Genomic DNA, 19,863 nt, shown 5'->3' with positions numbered 1-19,863 from the left:
TAATCGGTGCGCAGAGGAAAATCCATGGAGTTTACGGATCAAGAAGTGGCCTTCTTTCAACAGTTGTTCAGTGAGAAGCCATTAGATAATGACAACCTAGGCGGGGCTGGCCTGTCTTTGCGCTCCACGCTCCCCGACTATGTCGCGCCCTTATTTGATAACCCGGGCTTGTATATGCTCGCAGAAGTCGGTCATTTTGAGCTTTGGTTTCCCCTTAGTCTCAACCTCACCGAGAATAACGACATTCAGCCACAGCTCGGTGCCCCAGAGATCTTTGAAGCTCAGGGGATCCACCGTAGTTGGCGCTTCGATAACCCCAGCGATATTACACTGAAAGACCAAAAAGGCCAGCTTTGGCCGGTACGCTCTTTATCCTCAACCGGTGCCGTAATAGACATCACTTCCCTTGAAAATCCACCTCAAAGTGCGATAGCGAAGCTTATTTTGCCTCAGTATGATGCTCTACCGATAAAGCTTAAAAAGACCCGGCAGCAAGATAACTTCGTTGCCGTCACTTTTGTCGCCAATGAGAATAAAAGACAACTGAGACAGTACCTTTTTGAGCAGCACAAACGGCATTTTCAGCATATCTATCAATCATTGACCAATGCTTGTTAAATGTCTGTTCAGGCAAGTTTGTTAAGCTCGAAGATACTGCAAACAAAGGGAATCAATAACTATGAACAAACTATTACTAGCAACGGCCATCTCAGCTACCTTACTAACAGGTTGTGGTGGTTCAAGTGATGATAACAATGAGCCAATGACGGCTCAGTTTACCCTAGGTGTATCGGATGCGCCGGTCAGTAATGCAAAAGAAGTATGGGTTGCTTTCGATAGCATCATTATCAACGCCGCAGACGGCGAGCGCCCAACGTTCGAAACCCGCACTGCAGATGGTGAGCCGGTAATGGTTAACCTGTTGGAGTTCACAGGTAGCGATGTATTCGGTCTTATCAACGATGAAGTTGTAGCACCGGGTGAATACGCGTGGCTACGTGCCAACATCATTAACGGTGATGAAGCCAATATCGAAATGACTTCTCACATCGTATACAACGATGATACCGTGGCTCCTTTAGTCGTTAACCGTAAAAACAGCGACGGTATCGGCGAGATCCAAATCAACGACTTCACCCTAGCGGTAGGCGAAAACCAATTTGTTCTTGAGTTCGACCTGAAAAAATCACTGGTTGATCCTAGCAACAGCGAAGTTGTGAACCTTAAACCTACCGGTATCCGTCTTGAAAACCTTGCCGAAGTTGAAGACATTGAAGGCACAGTATCAAGCGCCATGATGGAGACCTGTGAGGCAGACAACATCGCTCTTGCTCCAGAAACGGGTACCTTTGGTCATGCGGTTTACCTGTACAGCGGTGACGTTGTTGAGCCTAAAGACCTTTACGTAGACGGTGAAACCTCACCTGCCGACGCGCCGATTGCTACGGCTAGCGTGGTAATGAACGAAGAAACCGGTATGAACGAGTTCGAGATCGGCTTCGTTGCAGCGGGCAACTACAAGCTTGCTTACACCTGTGCGGCACACCTTGATGACGCAGAAGTACTAAATGAAGAGGTTACTCTGTACTCTATTCAGGACGTCACTGTAGTAGCGGGTGAAGACGCCAACGTTACTTTTGATATCGCTGAATAAGCAGCTGAAATAAAGCGATAAATTTTTTTAAAATTTAGCTTGCGTGGCGCAATAATTTGGCTATTATTGCGCCACTTTTTATTAGATAGCCAATCCTAGTACAGCATTTCTTGCCAAGGCGAAAGAGTAACTATCCAAATTAACTTTTGGAGTTATGATGTCGGTTTCTACCCTTGCTCAGCCTTTTGCTACAAACAACGAGCACCTTTCCTTATGCGCTGCGCTTGCTAAGCAGCACGGCACCCCGTTACTGGTACTTGACCTAAACCAGGTGCGTGAAAACTATTTGCAGCTAGCCAGTGCGTTACCCAATGTAGCCTTACATTACGCCCTTAAGCCCTTACCTCATGTTGATGTGGTACACACATTAAATGAGCTTGGAGGCTGTTTTGATTTGGCCACCAATGGCGAAGTGGACCTGGTAGCTCAGGCCGGCGTATCACCTACACAGGTAATACACACGCATCCGATCAAACGCATCAGTGACATAGAGCATGCCCTTCACTTTGGCTGCACGACTTTCGTGTTCGACAGTGAAAATGAGCTGCATAAGTTTGTGCCCTATCGCGACCAAGTCGAACTTTTTCTGCGCCTAAGCTTCCCTAATAAAGACGCGGCCGCCGACTTGTCGAAGAAATTCGGGGTCACGGTCGAAGCTGCATTGCCACTTCTGACCCGTGCAAAAGAGTTGGGAATTCGGGTGCGCGGTTTGTCGTTTCATGTTGGCTCGCAAACCATGGATGCTGGCAAGTATGTTCATGCTATTGAACAGTGCAAAAAAGTATTTGAAGCTGCTGTTGCCGAAGGCCTAGGGGCCATGAATACCTTGGATATTGGCGGTGGTTTCCCCGTAAGCTACTCGGGACAGCCCATCGATATCAAGGAGTATTGCGCGCCAATTCGTGATGCGCTGGCAAACTGGCCAGACACGGTGCAATTTATCGCCGAGCCAGGACGCTTTATCGTTGCTTCGGCTATGACCCATGTAATGAGCGTCATGGGCCAAAGTCAGCGTGGTGGCACTACCTGGTACTACATGGACGATGGTGTCTACGGCGCCTTTAGTGGCCGAGTTTATGGTGAGCCCGAGCAGCGCTTTTACAGCCTGGCACACGAAGATGTGCAACCCTGTGTTTTAACCGGGCCGACCTGTGACAGCATCGATGTGATCAGCGATAACTGTTTAATGCCGGCCTTAGCGGATGGGGATTTGGTGTTTACCGAAAACATGGGTGCCTATACCTGGACCACCAGCACCGAGTTTAACTTCTTCGCCAAGGCGACCCTGATCAGCTTGCAGCCCTCACTTATGGTTGCCCAGGTCGGTTAATCCCGACTCATTAAATCTCTGCCGAGGCATCGGCAGAGATCCACATGCTATTCGCATACGTATCTATCGACTCCAATTCCTTGTTTGTGATCGGTATGCGAATCGGCCTTTATCTCTTTAGCAATGACCTCAGAGTAGAAGATAATGCCCTGTTGCGACTAATGAGTGCGCGTTGCGGACAGATTCTTTTTGTTTACTGCCCACTGAGAACGTTTATTCCATCTGCACACGGCGCCTATCCACACCAGCACTACTCCAAGCCCGTGCGTATCTTCACTCAGGCGACACTCGCCAACCTAGCCAAGCAGCTGGCGGCATACGACCACTCCCTTTATCACATCGAACGCTTTGAACAACTCACCCAACTGATAAAAACGCAGGGAGTTACGGATATCGGCATTGCTTTCCAGCACGGCTGGGAGGAAATAAATAGGGTGCGCACACTCAAGCAACGCATGGAGCACCTCACCTTCTGGCACGCCCATAACCATACCTTGTTCAGCGCCGAGCAATTACCCTTTTCTGTGTCTGATATACCGGCGACATTTAGCCAATTTCGCAAGAAAACCGAAAACTCGGTGGCAATCGAACCCACTTTGCAAAAACCCATCGCCTTACCTAAACCAATGCATTGCGATTTACCGACCAGTCCCCTTGAGCCTTCACGTGAAGAACTTGTAGAGCCTTGGTTTAATAACAGCGCTCCCCAGGCACTGAATGACTATTTCCACACGCGAGCGGCCAGCTCTTATAAGCAAACCCGCAACGCTTTGCATGGCGACAAGTTCTCAACCGGGCTCTCTCCCTGGCTGGCCAATGGCTCTCTTAGCGCTCGCCAGGTCTATAGCGCCCTACTTGCTTATGAGCAGCGCTGCGGCGCCAATGAATCGACTTACTGGATCTACTTCGAACTCTTGTGGCGGGAGTATTTTCAATGGCTGGCCTTAAAACAAGGGCGCACCCTGTTTCTCTTTAAGGGCATGAGCGACACGGCACCCAATACGAGCTTTTACCCCGAGCGCTATCAGGCCTGGTGTCATGGCAATACCGAGTTTGAGCTGGTCAATGCGCTCATGCATCAGCTCAATACCAGCGGATGGATGTCCAACAGAGGCAGGCAAATCGTCGCCAGTTGTTTTGTCAATGAATTGGAACTTGATTGGCGTTATGGCGCCGCCTACTTCGAGCATCACTTGATTGATTACGACGTCGCCAGCAATTATGGCAACTGGCAGTACATTGCCGGGGTTGGAGCCGACCCCCGCGGCGGACGGCATTTCAACATAGCCAAGCAATCCGAGTTATTCGACCCCGATGGCCAGTTTACTAAACGCTACGGTGGTGCCAGTATCGAAGTATACGAGCGGGACCACAATGGCTGGCCACGGCACTAGTAAGAGAGCGAGCATGAGCAAGCAACAATACAAAGAGGTTCGCCTGATTTTAGGCGACCAACTCAATGCCAATCACTCTTGGTTTAAAACCAAGCATAGCGATGTGCTCTACCTAATCGCCGAGCTCCATCAGGAGATGCATTACACCCGACACCATATCCAAAAGGTGCTCGCTTTTTTTGCCGCTATGGAGCGTTTTGCGTCTGCCCTTAGCCAGGCGGGGCATCAGGTTTTACACCTTACTCTGGACGACACCCAAGAGTTTGCACAGCTCAATGAGTTAATTGCCCACTGTGTCACCGAGCATCAAGCCGACCGTTTTAGCTATCAGCTCCCGGATGAATATCGGCTGCGCCGGCAGCTGGAGCAGATGACATTAAGCGGCGTTGAGATAAGGCGCTATGACAGTGAGCATTTTATGCTCGGATTTGAAGAACTAGGCGACTATTTCCAGGTGGATACCCACCACACCATGGAGCAATTCTATCGCAAGATGCGCACGCGCTTCGATATCTTGATGGACCAGGGTAAACCCCTTGGCGGCCAATGGAACTTCGACAAAGAAAATCGTAACAAGCTCAAGGCCGAGGATATTAAACAGCTTCCCCCTCCCTTGAGCTTTGATAACGACGTTAAGGCAATTGCCGAGCGCCTTGCTCGCCATCAAATAAAGACCATAGGCAAAGGCGGTGTCAGCCCGCTGTGGCCGGTGACACGCAAACAGGCATTGCAGTTGCTTGAGCACTTTTGTAATCACCTGCTACCTCTATTTGGCACCTTTCAAGACGCCATGACCTGCCAAAGCGACGCCAAATGGTCCTTATATCACAGCCGCCTGTCGTTTGCGCTCAACGCAAAAATACTGCATCCCCTGCAAGTCATTCAGGCGGCCGTTGACGCCTATCATCAAGCCCAAGGCGAGATCGCCCTGGCGCAGGTTGAGGGCTTTGTGCGCCAGATCCTCGGCTGGCGTGAATATGTCAGAGGCATCTATTGGCTCAATATGCCCAAGTACGCACACAGCAATGCCCTTGAGGCGCACCATGCCCTGCCTCAATTTTTCTGGAACGGCAAAACAAAAATGAACTGCCTGCAACACGCCATTGGCCAAAGCCTGGACTATGGGTATGCCCATCATATCCAACGCCTGATGATCACCGGCAACTTCTGTTTATTGCTGGGCGTTGACCCAGACCAGGTAGATGCCTGGTACCTGGGTATTTATGTCGATGCCATTGAATGGGTGGAAATGCCCAATACCCGGGGCATGAGTCAGTTCGCCGATGGCGGCATTATTGCCACCAAGCCCTACTGCGCCGGCGGCAACTACGTCAATAAGATGAGCGATTACTGCCAAGGCTGCCATTATAAGGTCAAGGAAAAAACCAGCGACCTCGCCTGCCCACTCAATAGTCTCTATTGGCACTTTTTACACCGGCACAGAGCACGTTTTGGCAATAACCACCGCATTGGCATGATTTATCGAAACTGGGATAAGCAAAGTGATGAAGCCCGTCAGGCTGTGCTTGATAGAGCCCAGTGGTGCCTAGACAACGTCGATGATTTATAAAGACACAAAACAGGAACTAAAAATTAACAATTTAGTAACCAGATTGTAAGGCGCACCCATTTAAATACAGGCTGTTTTAACACTAAAATGGAAACAAAATGAAGCAGCCCCTTATTTTCGGCGCCCTATTCATCGCCGCTATTACCACCGATGCCCAAGCATTTAGTCAGCAAACCCATAAGCGCATCGTGCTTGATGCCATTGCCTATATGCAACAAAACCAAAACAGCACCGCCTATGCAAAATTGCAACAATACGCACAACAGCACAATATGTCGGTGGCCGCCCTGGCCGAGCTGCTGGGCCAGGCGGCATACGATGTGGATGATTTCGAAGACACCTTTTTTTGCGGTGCCATGTCGGGCTCGTGTGTTCAGGCTCCAGCCTGGGGAGTCGCCGAGAGCATCGTAAAATACACCAGTTATTGGCACTTCCAAAACCACACCCAGGGTGCGGATGTGCACGGTAATGACTTTGGTGGCTATAACTATGAAAAGCTCACCGTATGGGGCGACATCGACAATATGGCGGCTACCTGGTTGCAGGGCGACTACCTGGATGACGGTCAGGGCGGCGCCAGCGGCTGGTTTGGCGACAGCAGCCAGTACAACACCTATGGGATCACCGAAGCACACTATCGCATCGATAGCTACTCCAGCTACAGCATGTATGATGACTTTGAGGAAATGCCGTTCCAGCCCATAGATAACTTGGGTCAGTACTGGTATCAAAGCTACCTGCAAAGCGGTAACCCTCAGGTATTAGGGTTTGTATTTCACACCACAGATCTACTGCAACCGCATCATACCTGGACCACCTCGGCCCTCAATCACTCAAGTTGGGAAAGCTGGGTCAATGACTACTATGATCAAGAGCAGCTTAATGACTTTACTTTGGTCTCCAACGCCATGGCCTCATTCGCTGCCCTTGACCCGCAAAGTCAGGACATCCGCCCACTGCTAACCCAAGGCGGGGCATTCAGCTATGCCCAGGGCGGCATAGTGCTGAATTCTGAAGATCATTATGATCGTGTACAAATTGGCCGTATGGTGATCCCCCATGCCATCGCCATGGTGGTGCACCTGCTAAATCACGCGATGGAGCAGCATTAATGCGACTGCGAGCCATTATTTTGATAGGCCTTTTTGGCCTATCTTCTTGGGCTTATGCACAACTGCCCACGCCTCAGGAAGTCTCCTTTATGCGCACGCTTTACCAACAACAAAGCCAGGAGTTAGCCGCGCAAAGCAGGGAGCGCCTTATTGAGAATGCGTTTTTGTTAGTGCAGGCGCAGCACACCTTTCCTCACCTCCTGTTGCGCCAGGCCGAGGTGGGGTTTGATAATCAGTACCATGTCCGCCGCTACCTGCTAAACGCCTGGCAAGTGCATGCTTGGCTTGACCCCAGCACCCTGCCGGCACTGCCGCAAACTCCTTTTTGGACAGCCCAGTGGCTAAGCCAAACCCTTGGCAGCTACCCAAGCGATGGCCGGCTAAGCACCGACAGACTTGCACAGCTAAACAGCGTCGAACTGCTGCCGGAAAACGGCCCTTGGCCAGCGCTTAACTTAGGTGATTTTTATCAAAGTATGTCGATGCAAATTAAATTTCGCCTGCATCGCGCTGACCTAGACGTCTTCATCGCCGAACTAACGCGCTGGCATAAGTACCGAGAGGCAAGCAAGCAGCTTGCGGCCAAGTTGAAGCAGCAGCAACTGACGCTGTCACGACTCGAAGAGATGGCCTTAGCGGATATTTTACGACCCAGCATACTGGGCCAGCTTGGCGTCCAACAGACCTTGCATGGGCAAAGCCCCGAGCTTGAGCGCCTTAAAGGTGAAATCAGTGATACACAAATCGCCCGCTACTATGAGCGCCATCAACAGAGCTTTCGCTACATTGAGCGCGTTAGCGCGCAAGGCGTGCGTTTTAAGGATGCACAAGCGGCGCATGCATTCTACGAGCAAGCCATGAAAGTGGGATTTGCCGCGGCCTTGGCTACGCATGAAGATATATTTACCCAACACCAGGGCGAGCTTAGCCGTGATGACAAGGCTAAGGGGTTTGCCTATCAACTGGCTTTTACCTTACCGGCACAGACAATCTCTCGCCCGGTACGCACACCAAAAGGCCGCTGGCTGGTTATTCACTGTCAGGATAAGGAGTATGGCCTTTATCCAGCACAGTCACAAACCGTGCGCTATCAAGCGATGAATGCCATCGCCAAGGAGCAAGCACAGGCTAACTACCGGCGACAATACCTAGCCTGGCGTAAAGATCTGGGGTTACAAGAATGAAGAAAACCTTGTTTAGCACCCTATTAATCACCGCGACTATCGCACTCTATTGCCTTTACCCAGAGCACCAGATGCCTGATCCCCAGGTTAAAACCGCTATTGGTTCGCCATCCGAAACACCCAAAGGCAAACCTTTGGCCCCCACTAAGACAATGGCACCTGCAGAGCCGAGCACGACACTTCCAGATAACAAAGTAGAAGCGGTTAGTGCTCAATACTCGGCGCCCGAGTACCTGCCGCCAATTGCAAAAAACAATACGCAAACACCGGGTTATCAAGGAGATCTCGACGATCATCAAGCCTATCAGCAATACCAGGGCGCACAGCAGCTTGCCCTCAAACGAGCTTATGTAAACGCTGCTCAGGACAAGGTCGCGGGGTTAAAAAGCCTGTTGGCACGAGGTGAGCGCGAAGGCATAAGCGCGGAGCAACTTGAGTTTGCACGCAATAAGATAGATGCCTTAGAGCAGATGCAGCAACAACTCGAAGCAGAGCTGGCAGGCCACAAATAGGCGAGCCTATCGGCCTAGCAACAAACTGGAGTCAATGGCGCGAAAGTAACTGGCGGCATTTATTAACGATGCAGCGGTGAGCTTTTCACAGCTATACACTTCCACACGCTTGTTTTTTTCGTCGCGTAGCTTTATCGCTAACAGGTCAAAATCGCCATCGCCGGAAAGTAAAATGATGGTGTCGGTCTGGCAGCCATACTCTATGGCATCCAGAGTGATCCCCACATCCCAATCACCCTTGGCTGAGCCGTCGGCGCGTTGGATAAAGGGCTTTAGCTTGACCTCAAATCCTATCGCGCGAAGGATATTTTGAAACTCCCGCTGCTTTGCATCACCCCGGTCAATAGCGTAGGCAAATGCATGCTGAATATCGTACTGGCTGCTCACTTCACGCCAAAATGCATTGTAATCAAAATTACGCCCTTGGCTTTCTCTGCAGGTGTAATAGATGTTCTGCACGTCCACAAAAATAGCAGCACTGGGTTTTGAGGTGTCCATCGGTTATATCCCTAATTTAATCGTTTGGCCCAATTACCCTGGTGCTGTAACTGGCACTGCTCTTCGGTGTCATATCTGAGTTGTTTAGCGGCATTTTTCAGGTTCAGCCCCACCGACTTTAAACTAATTTGAATAACGCGCTCAAGTCGTGCTCGCTCGCCTGAGCTGATAAATGCATCACGCTTGGTGTCATTATCGAAAACCACCGTGAGTGTGACGCTTGCTTGCGGGTTTTTCCAGTCAATGTGATGAGTTAACCAACTAAAACCCTTGATTATTTTACAGTGCTGTTCACACAGCCCAGTTAATAACTCGCGCAATTGCTTATCGCGTTTTTTGTCTGTTTTCGTCATTGTTAACACCTTTTATACCAATTCTGTTAAGTATGTGATCAGATATAGCGCTGAGAGCATAATATTTAGCCCGCTAGAATAATTAGCTATTTAAGTGAATTGGTATTAAACACAAAAAAGCCGCCCAAAAAGGGCGGCGCATCACAGGGAGATATCTTAACTGATTACTTACTTTCTAGTAAGTTGCCTTTGCCAATTTCAATTTTGCGTGGCTTTAAGGCTTCTGGAATTTCACGCTCTAGATCTATAACCAGCAGGCCATTTTCCAAACTTGCGGCCAATACTTTGACGTGATCGCCAAGTTGGAACTTGCGCTCGAAGTTGCGCTCGGCAATACCCTGATGGATAAATTTGCGCTCTTCTTGAGATTCTTTATCGGCCTTTGTTCCGGTCACCTTGAGCGTGTTATTCTCCGACTCAATGGTCAGCTCATTGTCGCTGAAACCGGCCACGGCCATGGTAATTCTGTACTGATCTTTACCCAGAGCCTCAATGTTATAAGGCGGGTAACTTGGTTGTTTATCGGTGCGTGCCGCCGCATCCATAAGTGATGCCAGGTGGTCAAAACCGATAAATGAACGATATAGTGGAGAAAGGTCTACTGTACGCATAATAATATCCTCAATTTAAGCAATATTTGGCGGTTGTTTTTCTGCTGAACAAACAACCTTTATGTATAAATATCAATAACTTTAGTTTGGTTAGGACCCTTTATGGCGTCCTCATAATCTGATGTATGGACGGTGCTTTTAATTTCAAGATAATAATTTCACATTTTTCTTAGAAAAGCCGGTCTAAAATAAGTATCAAATTGAAATTAAAGGATTTTAATGAAAAAGTTTTTTTTCCAACTCGTGGTCATAGCGGTGGTATTTTTCGCGGTGAGTGCCTATCAGGAGCGCCACCTTTTGTCTGCCGACCACAGCCCGGCTCCGTATTTTTCCCTGCCCCAACTGCATAGTGACGCTCGCTTTAGTATTAAGGAGTTGCAAGGGCAAAAAACCGTGCTGTATTTTTTTGCCCCCTGGTGCACCGTGTGTAAGTTATCTATGCCAAATCTACAAAAAGCCATGGATCGGGGCGACGTTCATGCCATCGCTATCGCTCTGGACTACCAGTCGCAGGCACAGGTAAGCGAATTTGTCGATGATTTACAGCTGACAATGCCTATACTTTTAGGTAGCGAATACACCGCACAGCAATATAAAATATCCGCCTTTCCAACCTATTACGTGATTGATGAATCTTTATCTATTAGTGCACGTGCAATGGGTTACTCCACCGAGCTAGGTATTAAATTAAGAGGTAAATCAGATGATTAGAATGCTTTGCGCCGCTATGGGCCTGGCCCTGAGTGGCTCCCTGTTCGCCGCAGAGTTACCGGCGCTGCCGGAGCCGGTCAGCAACAATGCGGTGGCCAAGGTAAACACCGATCAAGGCAGTTATTTCCTGAGCTTTATGGGCCTGGGGGCGGGTAAAACGCACCTTGATGTTCATAACAAGGTGTGGGCGTTAAAACTGGGCAGCAATGCCTGGCAAGCAAAGGCGCCGGTTCCGGCGTCAACCCAGCTATCGGGCCGCCTCGCCGCCACCGCCGTAGGCGTTGGCAAGTATGCCTATGTGTTTGGCGGTTACACAGTGGCCGCCGATCACACAGAGATCTCGGTGCCGGATGCCTATCGCTATGACGTGGAAAAAGATCAGTACCAACAGTTGGCTAATATGCCGGTGCCGGTGGACGACAGCGTCGCCCTCAACTACAACGACCAGTATATTTATCTGATCAGCGGTTGGCACAACGACGGCAATGTCAATCTGGTACAGGTATATGATATCGCTAAAGACAGATGGTCACAGGCCTCCCCCTTTCTCGGCGATGCGGTATTTGGCCACGCCGGCGCAATTAACGAGAACCTGATGATAATTTGTGACGGGGTTAAAACCGTGGCCTATGCCGAAAAACGTCGCGGCTTTGCCGCTAAAGCCCAATGCCTAAAAGGGGTTATCGACCCACAAGACCCTCGCCAGGTCTCATGGCACAGCATTGCCCACCCCAGCGGCAAGGCGCATTATCGTATGGCTGCGGGCACCATCAACGGCAACCTGGTATTTATCGGTGGCTCACCTAACCCCTACAACTACAACGGCATAGGGTATAATGGCAAACCCAGCTCGCCCTCAAGTCAGGTCTGGCGTTTTGATGTTCCCAGCAACCGCTGGCAACGGATGGAACACGCCCAAAGAGCAACCATGGACCACAGAGGTCTGCTCGCCCATGAGGGCACCGCCTATCGCATTGGTGGCATTGGCGAGAAGCAAAAGGTGTTAGACCAGATCACACCGTATCGATTTAAATTTTAGGAGTAACATCATGGCCAAAGCCTGTGCCTACCACATCCTGGTGAAGAGCAAAGAAGAATGTTTAGCAATTAAAGCCAAGCTCGATAAAGGCGGCGACTTTAATAAGCTTGCCAAACAGTACTCAACCTGCCCGTCGAAAAAACGCGGCGGCGATCTCGGTGAGTTTGAACGCGGCACCATGGTCAAGGCATTTGACGATGTGGTCTTCAAAAAACCATTATTTGAAGTGCATGGCCCGGTGAAGACCAAGTTCGGCTATCACCTGATTAAAACCGTTTATCGCAGTTAATCGTTTTTAACGAACAGATAAATCGGTTTTTGGCATTTTACCCGAGCTCCTAAGCTCGCTACACTGCCTCCTGTACCTTAAAAGAAGCACTGGAGAGATTATGTTAACTGTTATATTTGGTCGTGATGGTTGTCCCTTTTGCGTACGTGCGAAAGATGTTGCTAGCCAATTAGCCGAACAACGTGACGATTTTAAATTTCGCTACGTGGATATCATCAAAGAAGGGATCAGCAAGGCGGATCTGGAAAAGTCTGCCGGCAAGCCGTGTGAAACAGTACCGCAAATTTTTATCGACCAAGAGCATATCGGTGGCTTTACGGAATTTGAAGCCTACGCCAAGGCAAACTTGGGTCTGTATCAAGAATAACAGCTACCCTGAAGCGCCGCTCACCAAAGCGGCGTTTTCATTTGTTCATAAAACAAACTAAAAATTAAAAAAACAAGCGTAGCGCGAAACAAATCAACAAACGCCCTATTTTCAGCATTTTTATCCTGCCATTTCTACTTTAACAAGGACTAAAAAACTCTTTATTCGCTAACAGAAAACCCTTTATTTATGCCGTTTACACAGGTTTCCTAAAATACACCTGATTAAATTTCATACAAAACCAATCACATAGGAAATAGTTTCAATTTATACAAGCAATTACTGCTTCATTCCTGTACAATGCGCGCTCTTTGAATTCCTGAGGCGTTTTAATGTCAGAACCAGTCACCTTTGAGTCGTTGAACCTTTCTCCTGCTATCTTAAAAGCAGTGGAACAGTTGGGTTATGAGACTCCTTCCGAGATCCAAACTCAATGTATTCCCCTTTTACTCGACAAAAAGGATGTCTTGGGAATGGCGCAAACAGGTACAGGTAAAACTGCTGCCTTTGCTTTGCCTTTATTGAACAACATCGATGCCGATGCTAAGCACCCGCAGATCCTTGTACTTACCCCCACTCGTGAGCTTGCTATCCAGGTAGCGGAAGCGTTCGAGCAATATGCAAAATTTACTAGGGGCGTAGAAGTCTTAGCACTTTACGGTGGCCAGAGCTACGGTATCCAGCTAAGTGCATTGCGTCGCGGCGCACAAATCATCGTCGCGACCCCTGGTCGTCTATTGGATCACATCAGCCGTAAGTCTATCGACCTATCTCGTCTTAGCGCACTTGTGTTGGACGAAGCGGATGAAATGCTGCGCATGGGCTTTATCGACGATGTAGAAAGCATCATGGCGCAAACGCCAGAAACCAAGCAAACCTGTTTGTTCTCTGCGACTATGCCAAAACAAATTCAGTCTATCTGTAAAACCTACCTGCAAGACGCCGAGCAAGTGCGCATCACGCCACGTAACAGCACGGTATCGACCATAGAACAGGTTTACTGGCAAGCCCGCGTACACAAGAACAATGCTATCGTGCGCTTCTTGGAAGCGGAAACGTTTGACGCCGCTATCGTATTCGTACGTACCCGTAACGACACGGTACAGCTGGCAGAACTGCTAGAGCGCGAAGGTTTCTCCGCGGCACCGCTTAACGGCGACATGAACCAGCAAGCCCGTGAGCGCACCGTAGACCGTCTGAAGAGCGGCTTACTTGATATCGTTATTGCTACCGACGTAGCGGCACGTGGCCTTGATGTTGAACGCATCAGTCTGGTTGTGAACTACGATATCCCACAAGACAGTGAAGCCTATGTACACCGTATCGGCCGTACTGGTCGTGCTGGTCGCCAAGGTAAGGCCATCTTGTTTGTTAAGGGTAACGAGCGTTACCTGCTTAAAAACATTATACGCCACACCAAGAGCGACATCGCAGAAGTACAGCTACCAAGTGCTAAAATGGTTGAGCAAAAGCGTATCGACGCCCTTGAAACCAAGATTGCCGCCGCCCTTGAGCACAAAGACAGCGAGTTCTTTGCCCAGGTTGCCAATTCAATCGGTAACAAGCTGCAACTTAGCCAAGGCGACCTTGCCGCGGCCCTGCTATGCCTGGCGCAACAGCAGACGCCATTGAAAGTGGAAGAGATCAAAGCGAAGGAACGTCCAGAGCGCGGTGAGCGCAATGAGCGCCGTAACGAACGTGGTGAGCGCGGTGAACGTCGCCGCGATGACAATCGTCGTGATGGTGATAAGCCACGTCGCGAGCGCCGCGACTCGAACATGCCGATGGATACCTACCGTATCGAAGTAGGCCGTGAGCACGGTGTACAGGTTAAGAACATCGTTGGTGCGATTGCCAATGAAGCGGATATCTCCAGCAAGTACATCGGTGACATCCGTTTGTTTGAGGCCCACAGTACCGTTGAGCTACCGCAAGGTATGCCCGCTGAGAAAGTTGCGCACTTCCAAAAAGTATTCATCTGTAAGCGCCCGATGAAGCTAACGCTAAGTCCAAGCGAAGCGAATGCGCCACGCGAGCAACGTGATTCACGTCCTCCACGCGAGCGTAATGACCGCAACGAAGGCAAGAAGCGCAGCTTCCGTGACCCAAATGCGAAAAGCCGTGGTCCACGCAAAGAGCGTCGCGCTGTTAGCTTTCAATAAGCAAAATTAAAAAAACCGCCCAAGGGCGGTTTTTTTTATGTCTTATCGCCGCGTATCCAGCCGACGCTGAATACATAACGCGTACCTTCTTCCACTAAGGTAACGGCATGAGCGTTAACATCCGGTCTAAACAGCTTGATACGCTTGCTGGTATAGATAGGTTGCTCGCATTCAAACTCACCGCCCTTCTTAGCAGCTTTTAAGACTATATTAAGGCGATAATGGCGACCAGACTCCACTGTATCCGTATGGCGCTGGATAAAGCTTCCTTGTTTGAAGCGCAAAAGATAACAATCAAACTTAATCGGCCAATATGCGCCAGCCAACAACATTTTGTCATAGCCGGACTGCTGACGCCCCTTCTGCCACCATAACCAACGCATTAGGTTATTCCTTATAATCATAGCTCACTGCCATCTTGCTGATAATCGACAACTTTCGCAATTATTTAGGCACAAAAAAACCGCGCCTAAGCGCGGTTTTTCAAACGAGGGTAAAACCTTATAGGTCGCCTTCGTTTTCAGATAGGAACTTAGCAACACCTTCAGGGCTTGCGTCCATACCTTTTTTACCTTCAGTCCAACCAGCAGGACATACTTCACCGTGCTCGCTGTGGAACGCTAGCGCGTCAACCATGCGTAGCATTTCGTCGATGTTACGGCCTAGAGGTAGGTCGTTAACTACTTGGTGACGTACAGTGCCTTCTTCGTCAATTAGGAAAGAACCACGGAAAGCAACGCCCGCTTCTGGGTGCTCAACGTCGTATGCTTGACAGATTTCGTGCTTAACGTCAGCTACTAGAGCGTACTTAACTTGACCGATACCGCCGTCTGCAACAGCAGTGTTACGCCATGCGTTGTGTGAGAATTGTGAATCGATAGAAACACCGATTACTTCAACGCCACGCTTTTGGAATTCTTCATAACGCTTGTCGAAAGCAATTAGCTCTGAAGGACAAACGAAAGTGAAATCAAGTGGGTAGAAAAAGATAACCGCTTTCTTGCCTTTGATTGTCTCGTGTAGGTTGTATGCATCAACGATTTCGCCGTTACCTAGCACTGCTGCAGCTGTAAAGTCTGGTGCCTTGCGGCCTACTAATACACCCATTTTATTCTCCAAAATAGTTTGAGTTTATCGTACTTTGCGGCTGAGACGACGAGGCCGCCTAGCCTGTATTTATTCCTGCACATAGATATAGTGGCGGGCTTTTGAAAAACAACCCCGACATTAAAAATACGTACATTTATATTCTTGGGCGCTATGTTACTGAGCTAGGGCGCAAAAGAACAATCGCATTTAACGATAGCAGTTATCGAAAAAAGTGATTGTTTAATTTTTAGCTGTTCAGGCACAAAAAAGCCTGCATTCGCAGGCTCTTTAATTAATCCATAATGTCTTCGGGCATATCGCCACGAATTTCCTGCCAGATTTGACCGCTCTGATGGCCATAACGACGCATTAGGGAAATGGCACCGTCGTGGTCTTGCTTCTCGGCCAGCTCTGCCAGATCAGAATAGAATTGACGCGCTAACTCACGAGTACGGGGATCAGAGAAGTAGTGACAACCGATTTTTGAGTAAAAGCCTTTAAAGCCATTGAGGATCAACACATAAATTTTGTTGTTTCCGGCACTGGCAAGGTGATGGTGTACCAAATAATCATAGTCGGCAAAGGCCTGAGCCGTGTCTTCAACACCGTCACGCTCGGCAACAATTTCCTTTACACGCTCTGGGTCGATTTTGATCGCCGCACGCATATAGATGGCACTGATGTTGGTGCGTGCTGACAGTAGCTGATCGGTCAGCTCGGGCATTTTATCTTCGTCAAGACGCGCCAGCGTCTCAAGAATATTAAGACCCGAGGTTTCCCAAAAGTTATTTACTCGCGTTGGCTTACCATGTTGAATGGTGAGCCAGCCATCACGAGCAAGGCGTTGTAAAACTTCACGCAGTGTCGTACGAGTCACGCCGATGAGTTCCGATAGTTCGCGCTCGGCAGGAAGAATAGAGCCTGGTGGAAACTCACCATTCCAGATGGACTCAACTATGTATTCCTCAGCAAATCCAGCTGGGCTTTTCGCTTTAAAAATTCTCATCTAAGGTCCACTTCACCACGGTTTATGTAATTTTAATTATCCCACTGATTGTACCAGATGATTAGCAACTAACAAGAAAACTTCACTGTAAAGCACACCGAGTAAAACTGGCAATTGCACAAGACAATAATAAAGTATCAGCTTTTCCCGGCGTTTGGCTGGTGCTTGCATAGACCCAGGTGCAGGTACAGAAAACTCGTTTATCTATTCGGCGCTAATATATTTAGTCAAAAACAAAATAGATAACTCATATTGCACCTACTCGTTAACCCTTCTTTAGTGGTGTTTTCTGCTGACGCAGCCAACGAGCTCCCATCAACATGAACACGATTAGATAACCCAAACTACCACCTGAGCTGCTTAAGTCGTCTGAGTCGGCATTTTCCACTTTAATATAAAACTGAACTTGGGCCGTTAGCCCTAAAGGATCAGTTGCCGTAACAGTAACCAGATAATCACCTGCTTTGGTTGGCACACCTGAAATGTAACTGCCGTCAAGCACTAAGCCAGCTGGCAAACCTTCTGTAGTAAAGATAAGATTATCGCCGTCGGGATCACTAACGATATCCCATAACGCTCCCTCATATTCAGTGCCAACAGTCATTCGTTGGTCATATACTTTTTGAAACACAGGCGCCTCGTTTAAATTAAGCAACTGAGTTTTTAGTGGAAATGTGGCTCGCCATGACCCTTGTTCAGTCACTAATTTAAAGGGAAAACTACCGTCATGGGCTAGGGAGTAAGCTTTTTCAATTGTAAAGCGAATATAGTTATCTTTCGGCACCGCATTTTTATTATCTTCGCTACTATAGCCTATCGCCAGCATCCAAGTTTCTTGAAACTCAGGTTCAGAAGTAAACAGCTCATAAATAGGAAGTGTTAACTCCTCGTAGGAATAAATGGTGTCAGGCTCGTTGAAATCCACTGCCACGTTAACAAGAAATGGCGCCTTGATTACTTCAATACCGTTTTTCACATAGGGGTTGTCAAACACCAGTAGGTCAGAACCCAAGTACGCTCTTAAGGAACCCTCTGAGACTTGGGGATACAGGTGATTCATAAACTCAACTTGATAGTAGCTGTCCGTGTTGATGTCATAACCAAATGATCCACTGGTGCTGTAACCCGAACCAAAAGCAAGTTTGGTAGTTTCATTATAAAAATAAGGACGTCTGGCCTGCACGTTCAACTTCTCCACACTACCGTCAGGCAATAATTCCATGTCATCTACAAACAAGCGGTCTGTAACAGGGTTATAAAATACCGTTTCAACACAGCAGCCGTCTTCAAATTTTCCAGCCCACTTATCTTCTACAAGTAACTCGTCGTTATTGTGAGATATGCTGATAAATTTATGCCTGTGAGTTCCCCAATAAACGATTCCGTCCTTGTAAGCACTGATGCGCGGAAAGGTAAGCTTTTCAACATAGATCTGAGCACAGTTATTGAGCGTTGTTAGCTCCTCAATGTCACAGTAGTAAACCTCCTCATTCACCTCAAAATAAACGTGTGCTTTGTCAGGAGAGATCACTGGACGACTGTCAGCTCCATGAATTGGTTGCCCAAAAAAATGCCCGTATTGAAATACTGGATACTCAGACAATAGCTGCTCATCTTTATAAATCTGAGCATAAACAAAGGTATCATTTGGGTTTAAGACAAGGGCAAATACTTTGTTTGATAGCGGCTCTGCCATAATCAACTGTGCCCAACTACCTTGACTTTGCCCCTCAAGTACAGTTTTCGATTGAATCTCCCCTGTTTCATTCAGTGTATATCGAGACAACCCCAAGGATATTTCAGAGCTTATTTGTTGAAAGTCGTTTCCCCATGCTGGTGAGCCTTGGTTGTCTCGTCTATTCACTAGCAGATCATTATTCGATAGGTGAAGAGTACTAAAATAGTCAAACTGATACGTTTCTCCTACCGGTTCAATTTTTAGGGGGCCCAACCAGAGGACATTGTTAATTTGTACAGGGCGGTCTTCAAACCCTTCCTTGTTACCGTATGACCTTTGCCCAGTTATAACTTGATAGCTCTTCAACCAATGTGGGTAGGTGAAGTTACTATTTATTCTTGCCAATGGATCAGTAGGATCAAATAACCATGGGCTAAATGCATTCGGCTTAACTCTTACCCAGTCAGTATGAGAACCAACACCAAGGAATTTGCTCCCATCCCAATTGTTAGCTATTAATTGTGGACTCGAGTCTTCGCTTAGTGGCCAGTTAAAACGCACCACATTACTGGTATATGATTTTAATACAATAAATCCATCGTTTTGATCTAAAACCAAAACATCGGGGGTCATAAATTCAGCCAATTTAGGAACACTAAATGGAACAGAATAAATAGAGCCATCCCAAGGATAAACATTGCCTATAAAATCCAACAAGGTTCCATCAGGGTGAATATAAGTGCTGTAATGATTAGGTAATTCGAAATCTTCGTGTGTGTAACGGCCTACTTCCACCGCCTGCTGATCAACGATTTGATATTGCACCATAGCTGTGTCCCCGAGTATCAGCACCAAATCTTGGTCTGGCAACAGCTTTATAGAGTAATTGCCAATTCCACTTGGCACATCTAACACATGCTGAAACTCACCTGTAGATACACCTTGGTCATCAAATGGTAGGAAATACACATCAAATACGGTGGCAGCTAGTGCGCTCCCCTGCCATCACTGTATAAAGCCACTTGATTGTCAGCTTCGTAGCGACCTAAATATGTATGGTCCAGCATTTGCCAACCATTCTCATCTGCTTGTAACGTATAAAAATGCCCCTCATTAAAACTATACGCTACCCCCTCTTTACTGGGGTGATTCACCATGTTCGTGAACACATTCGCAAAAACCACTGTTGATGCAGTTGAAAGAGTTAGCAGCCATATTAACAACCCGATTCTTATCATCTTATATCCTTATTTTTTTATTTTTACTTACAGCTAACGTGTCACAGATGCGGTAATAATCTAATT

General features: G+C 48.1%; 21 protein-coding genes. 13 read left to right on the top strand and 8 right to left on the bottom strand.

Annotation, left to right across the window (positions count from 1 at the left end; all coding sequences use genetic code 11):
- Positions 1-24 precede the first annotated feature (24 nt).
- The 8 genes from KD147_RS14210 to KD147_RS14175 all read left to right on the top strand — a co-directional run bounded on the left by KD147_RS14210 (position 25) and on the right by KD147_RS14175 (position 8,756).
- Positions 25-618 (top strand): hypothetical protein, encoded by a 594-nt coding sequence (locus KD147_RS14210; protein WP_212548290.1) that lies wholly within the window; start codon positions 25-27, stop codon positions 616-618.
- A gap of 61 nt (positions 619-679) precedes the next feature.
- Positions 680-1,654 carry a DUF4382 domain-containing protein gene (locus KD147_RS14205; protein WP_105255013.1) on the top strand — a complete coding sequence of 325 codons (975 nt, stop codon included), beginning with the start codon at positions 680-682 and terminating at the stop codon, positions 1,652-1,654.
- A gap of 157 nt (positions 1,655-1,811) precedes the next feature.
- Positions 1,812-2,984 carry a type III PLP-dependent enzyme gene (locus KD147_RS14200; RefSeq protein ID WP_212548289.1) on the top strand — a complete coding sequence of 391 codons (1,173 nt, stop codon included), beginning with the start codon at positions 1,812-1,814 and terminating at the stop codon, positions 2,982-2,984.
- A 44-nt stretch (positions 2,985-3,028) separates the two neighbouring features.
- Positions 3,029-4,378 carry a DASH family cryptochrome gene (locus KD147_RS14195; RefSeq protein WP_212548288.1) on the top strand — a complete coding sequence of 450 codons (1,350 nt, stop codon included), beginning with the start codon at positions 3,029-3,031 and terminating at the stop codon, positions 4,376-4,378.
- 13 nt (positions 4,379-4,391) lie between these two features.
- Entirely contained in the window at positions 4,392-5,948 is a 1,557-nt protein-coding gene (locus KD147_RS14190) for a cryptochrome/photolyase family protein (RefSeq protein WP_212548287.1), read from the top strand.
- Between the two features lie 98 nt (positions 5,949-6,046).
- Positions 6,047-7,060 carry a phospholipase C/P1 nuclease family protein gene (locus KD147_RS14185; protein WP_105255010.1) on the top strand — a complete coding sequence of 338 codons (1,014 nt, stop codon included), beginning with the start codon at positions 6,047-6,049 and terminating at the stop codon, positions 7,058-7,060.
- The gene (locus KD147_RS14180; RefSeq protein WP_212548286.1) at positions 7,060-8,244 is read left to right on the top strand and encodes a peptidylprolyl isomerase; all 1,185 of its coding nucleotides are present in this window, start codon (positions 7,060-7,062) and stop codon (positions 8,242-8,244) included. Before KD147_RS14185 ends, KD147_RS14180 begins: the two co-directional genes overlap by 1 nt.
- The gene (locus KD147_RS14175) at positions 8,241-8,756 is read left to right on the top strand and encodes a hypothetical protein (RefSeq protein WP_212548285.1); all 516 of its coding nucleotides are present in this window, start codon (positions 8,241-8,243) and stop codon (positions 8,754-8,756) included. The genes KD147_RS14180 and KD147_RS14175 overlap by 4 nt, the downstream gene beginning before the upstream one ends.
- A 6-nt stretch (positions 8,757-8,762) precedes the next feature.
- On the opposite strand, the gene KD147_RS14170 is transcribed toward KD147_RS14175, so the two are convergent.
- From KD147_RS14170 to KD147_RS14160, 3 genes are all read right to left on the bottom strand, one after another.
- Complete coding sequence (locus tag KD147_RS14170) at positions 8,763-9,254, bottom strand: LabA-like NYN domain-containing protein (protein ID WP_212548284.1); 492 nt, start codon at positions 9,252-9,254, stop codon at positions 8,763-8,765.
- Between the two features lie 11 nt (positions 9,255-9,265).
- Positions 9,266-9,607 carry a Fis family transcriptional regulator gene (locus tag KD147_RS14165; protein WP_212548283.1) on the bottom strand — a complete coding sequence of 114 codons (342 nt, stop codon included), beginning with the start codon at positions 9,605-9,607 and terminating at the stop codon, positions 9,266-9,268.
- 164 nt (positions 9,608-9,771) lie between these two features.
- Positions 9,772-10,218 (bottom strand): Hsp20 family protein, encoded by a 447-nt coding sequence (locus KD147_RS14160; protein WP_105255005.1) that lies wholly within the window; start codon positions 10,216-10,218, stop codon positions 9,772-9,774.
- Positions 10,219-10,437: 219 nt separating this feature from the next.
- On the opposite strand from KD147_RS14160, the gene KD147_RS14155 reads away from it, so the two are divergent.
- The 5 genes from KD147_RS14155 to KD147_RS14135 all read left to right on the top strand — a co-directional run bounded on the left by KD147_RS14155 (position 10,438) and on the right by KD147_RS14135 (position 14,786).
- The gene (locus tag KD147_RS14155; RefSeq protein ID WP_212548282.1) at positions 10,438-10,929 is read left to right on the top strand and encodes a TlpA family protein disulfide reductase; all 492 of its coding nucleotides are present in this window, start codon (positions 10,438-10,440) and stop codon (positions 10,927-10,929) included.
- A gap of 22 nt (positions 10,930-10,951) precedes the next feature.
- Positions 10,952-11,968, top strand: a complete 1,017-nt coding sequence (locus KD147_RS14150) for a Kelch repeat-containing protein (protein WP_502710235.1) — start codon at positions 10,952-10,954, stop codon at positions 11,966-11,968.
- Between the two features lie 10 nt (positions 11,969-11,978).
- A complete protein-coding gene (locus KD147_RS14145) occupies positions 11,979-12,257 on the top strand; it encodes a peptidylprolyl isomerase (protein ID WP_105190458.1) in 279 nt (92 codons plus the stop codon).
- A 100-nt stretch (positions 12,258-12,357) separates the two neighbouring features.
- Positions 12,358-12,624 (top strand): GrxA family glutaredoxin, encoded by a 267-nt coding sequence (locus KD147_RS14140; RefSeq protein ID WP_105255003.1) that lies wholly within the window; start codon positions 12,358-12,360, stop codon positions 12,622-12,624.
- A gap of 332 nt (positions 12,625-12,956) precedes the next feature.
- The gene (locus KD147_RS14135) at positions 12,957-14,786 is read left to right on the top strand and encodes a DEAD/DEAH box helicase (RefSeq protein WP_105255002.1); all 1,830 of its coding nucleotides are present in this window, start codon (positions 12,957-12,959) and stop codon (positions 14,784-14,786) included.
- Positions 14,787-14,821: 35 nt separating this feature from the next.
- Here KD147_RS14135 and KD147_RS14130 read toward each other — a convergent pair whose 3' ends face one another.
- From KD147_RS14130 to KD147_RS14110, 5 genes are all read right to left on the bottom strand, one after another.
- Positions 14,822-15,169, bottom strand: a complete 348-nt coding sequence (locus KD147_RS14130; RefSeq protein WP_105255001.1) for a 2OG-Fe(II) oxygenase — start codon at positions 15,167-15,169, stop codon at positions 14,822-14,824.
- Positions 15,170-15,287: 118 nt separating this feature from the next.
- Positions 15,288-15,893 (bottom strand): peroxiredoxin, encoded by a 606-nt coding sequence (locus tag KD147_RS14125; RefSeq protein ID WP_105255000.1) that lies wholly within the window; start codon positions 15,891-15,893, stop codon positions 15,288-15,290.
- A 274-nt stretch (positions 15,894-16,167) separates the two neighbouring features.
- Entirely contained in the window at positions 16,168-16,881 is a 714-nt protein-coding gene (gene fadR, locus KD147_RS14120) for a fatty acid metabolism transcriptional regulator FadR (protein WP_105254999.1), read from the bottom strand.
- Between the two features lie 265 nt (positions 16,882-17,146).
- Positions 17,147-19,474, bottom strand: coding sequence for an Ig domain-containing protein (locus KD147_RS17030; RefSeq protein WP_212548281.1), 2,328 nt, complete (start codon positions 19,472-19,474; stop codon positions 17,147-17,149).
- Positions 19,475-19,545: 71 nt separating this feature from the next.
- The gene (locus KD147_RS14110) at positions 19,546-19,797 is read right to left on the bottom strand and encodes a hypothetical protein (protein WP_212548280.1); all 252 of its coding nucleotides are present in this window, start codon (positions 19,795-19,797) and stop codon (positions 19,546-19,548) included.
- Between the last annotated feature and the right edge of the window lie 66 nt (positions 19,798-19,863).

Source organism: Pseudoalteromonas sp. BDTF-M6 (assembly GCF_018334135.1).
GTDB lineage: Bacteria > Pseudomonadota > Gammaproteobacteria > Enterobacterales > Alteromonadaceae > Pseudoalteromonas.
The sequence above is the reverse complement of the archived record's forward strand: the minus strand, read 5'-3'. Positions and strand labels throughout refer to the sequence as shown.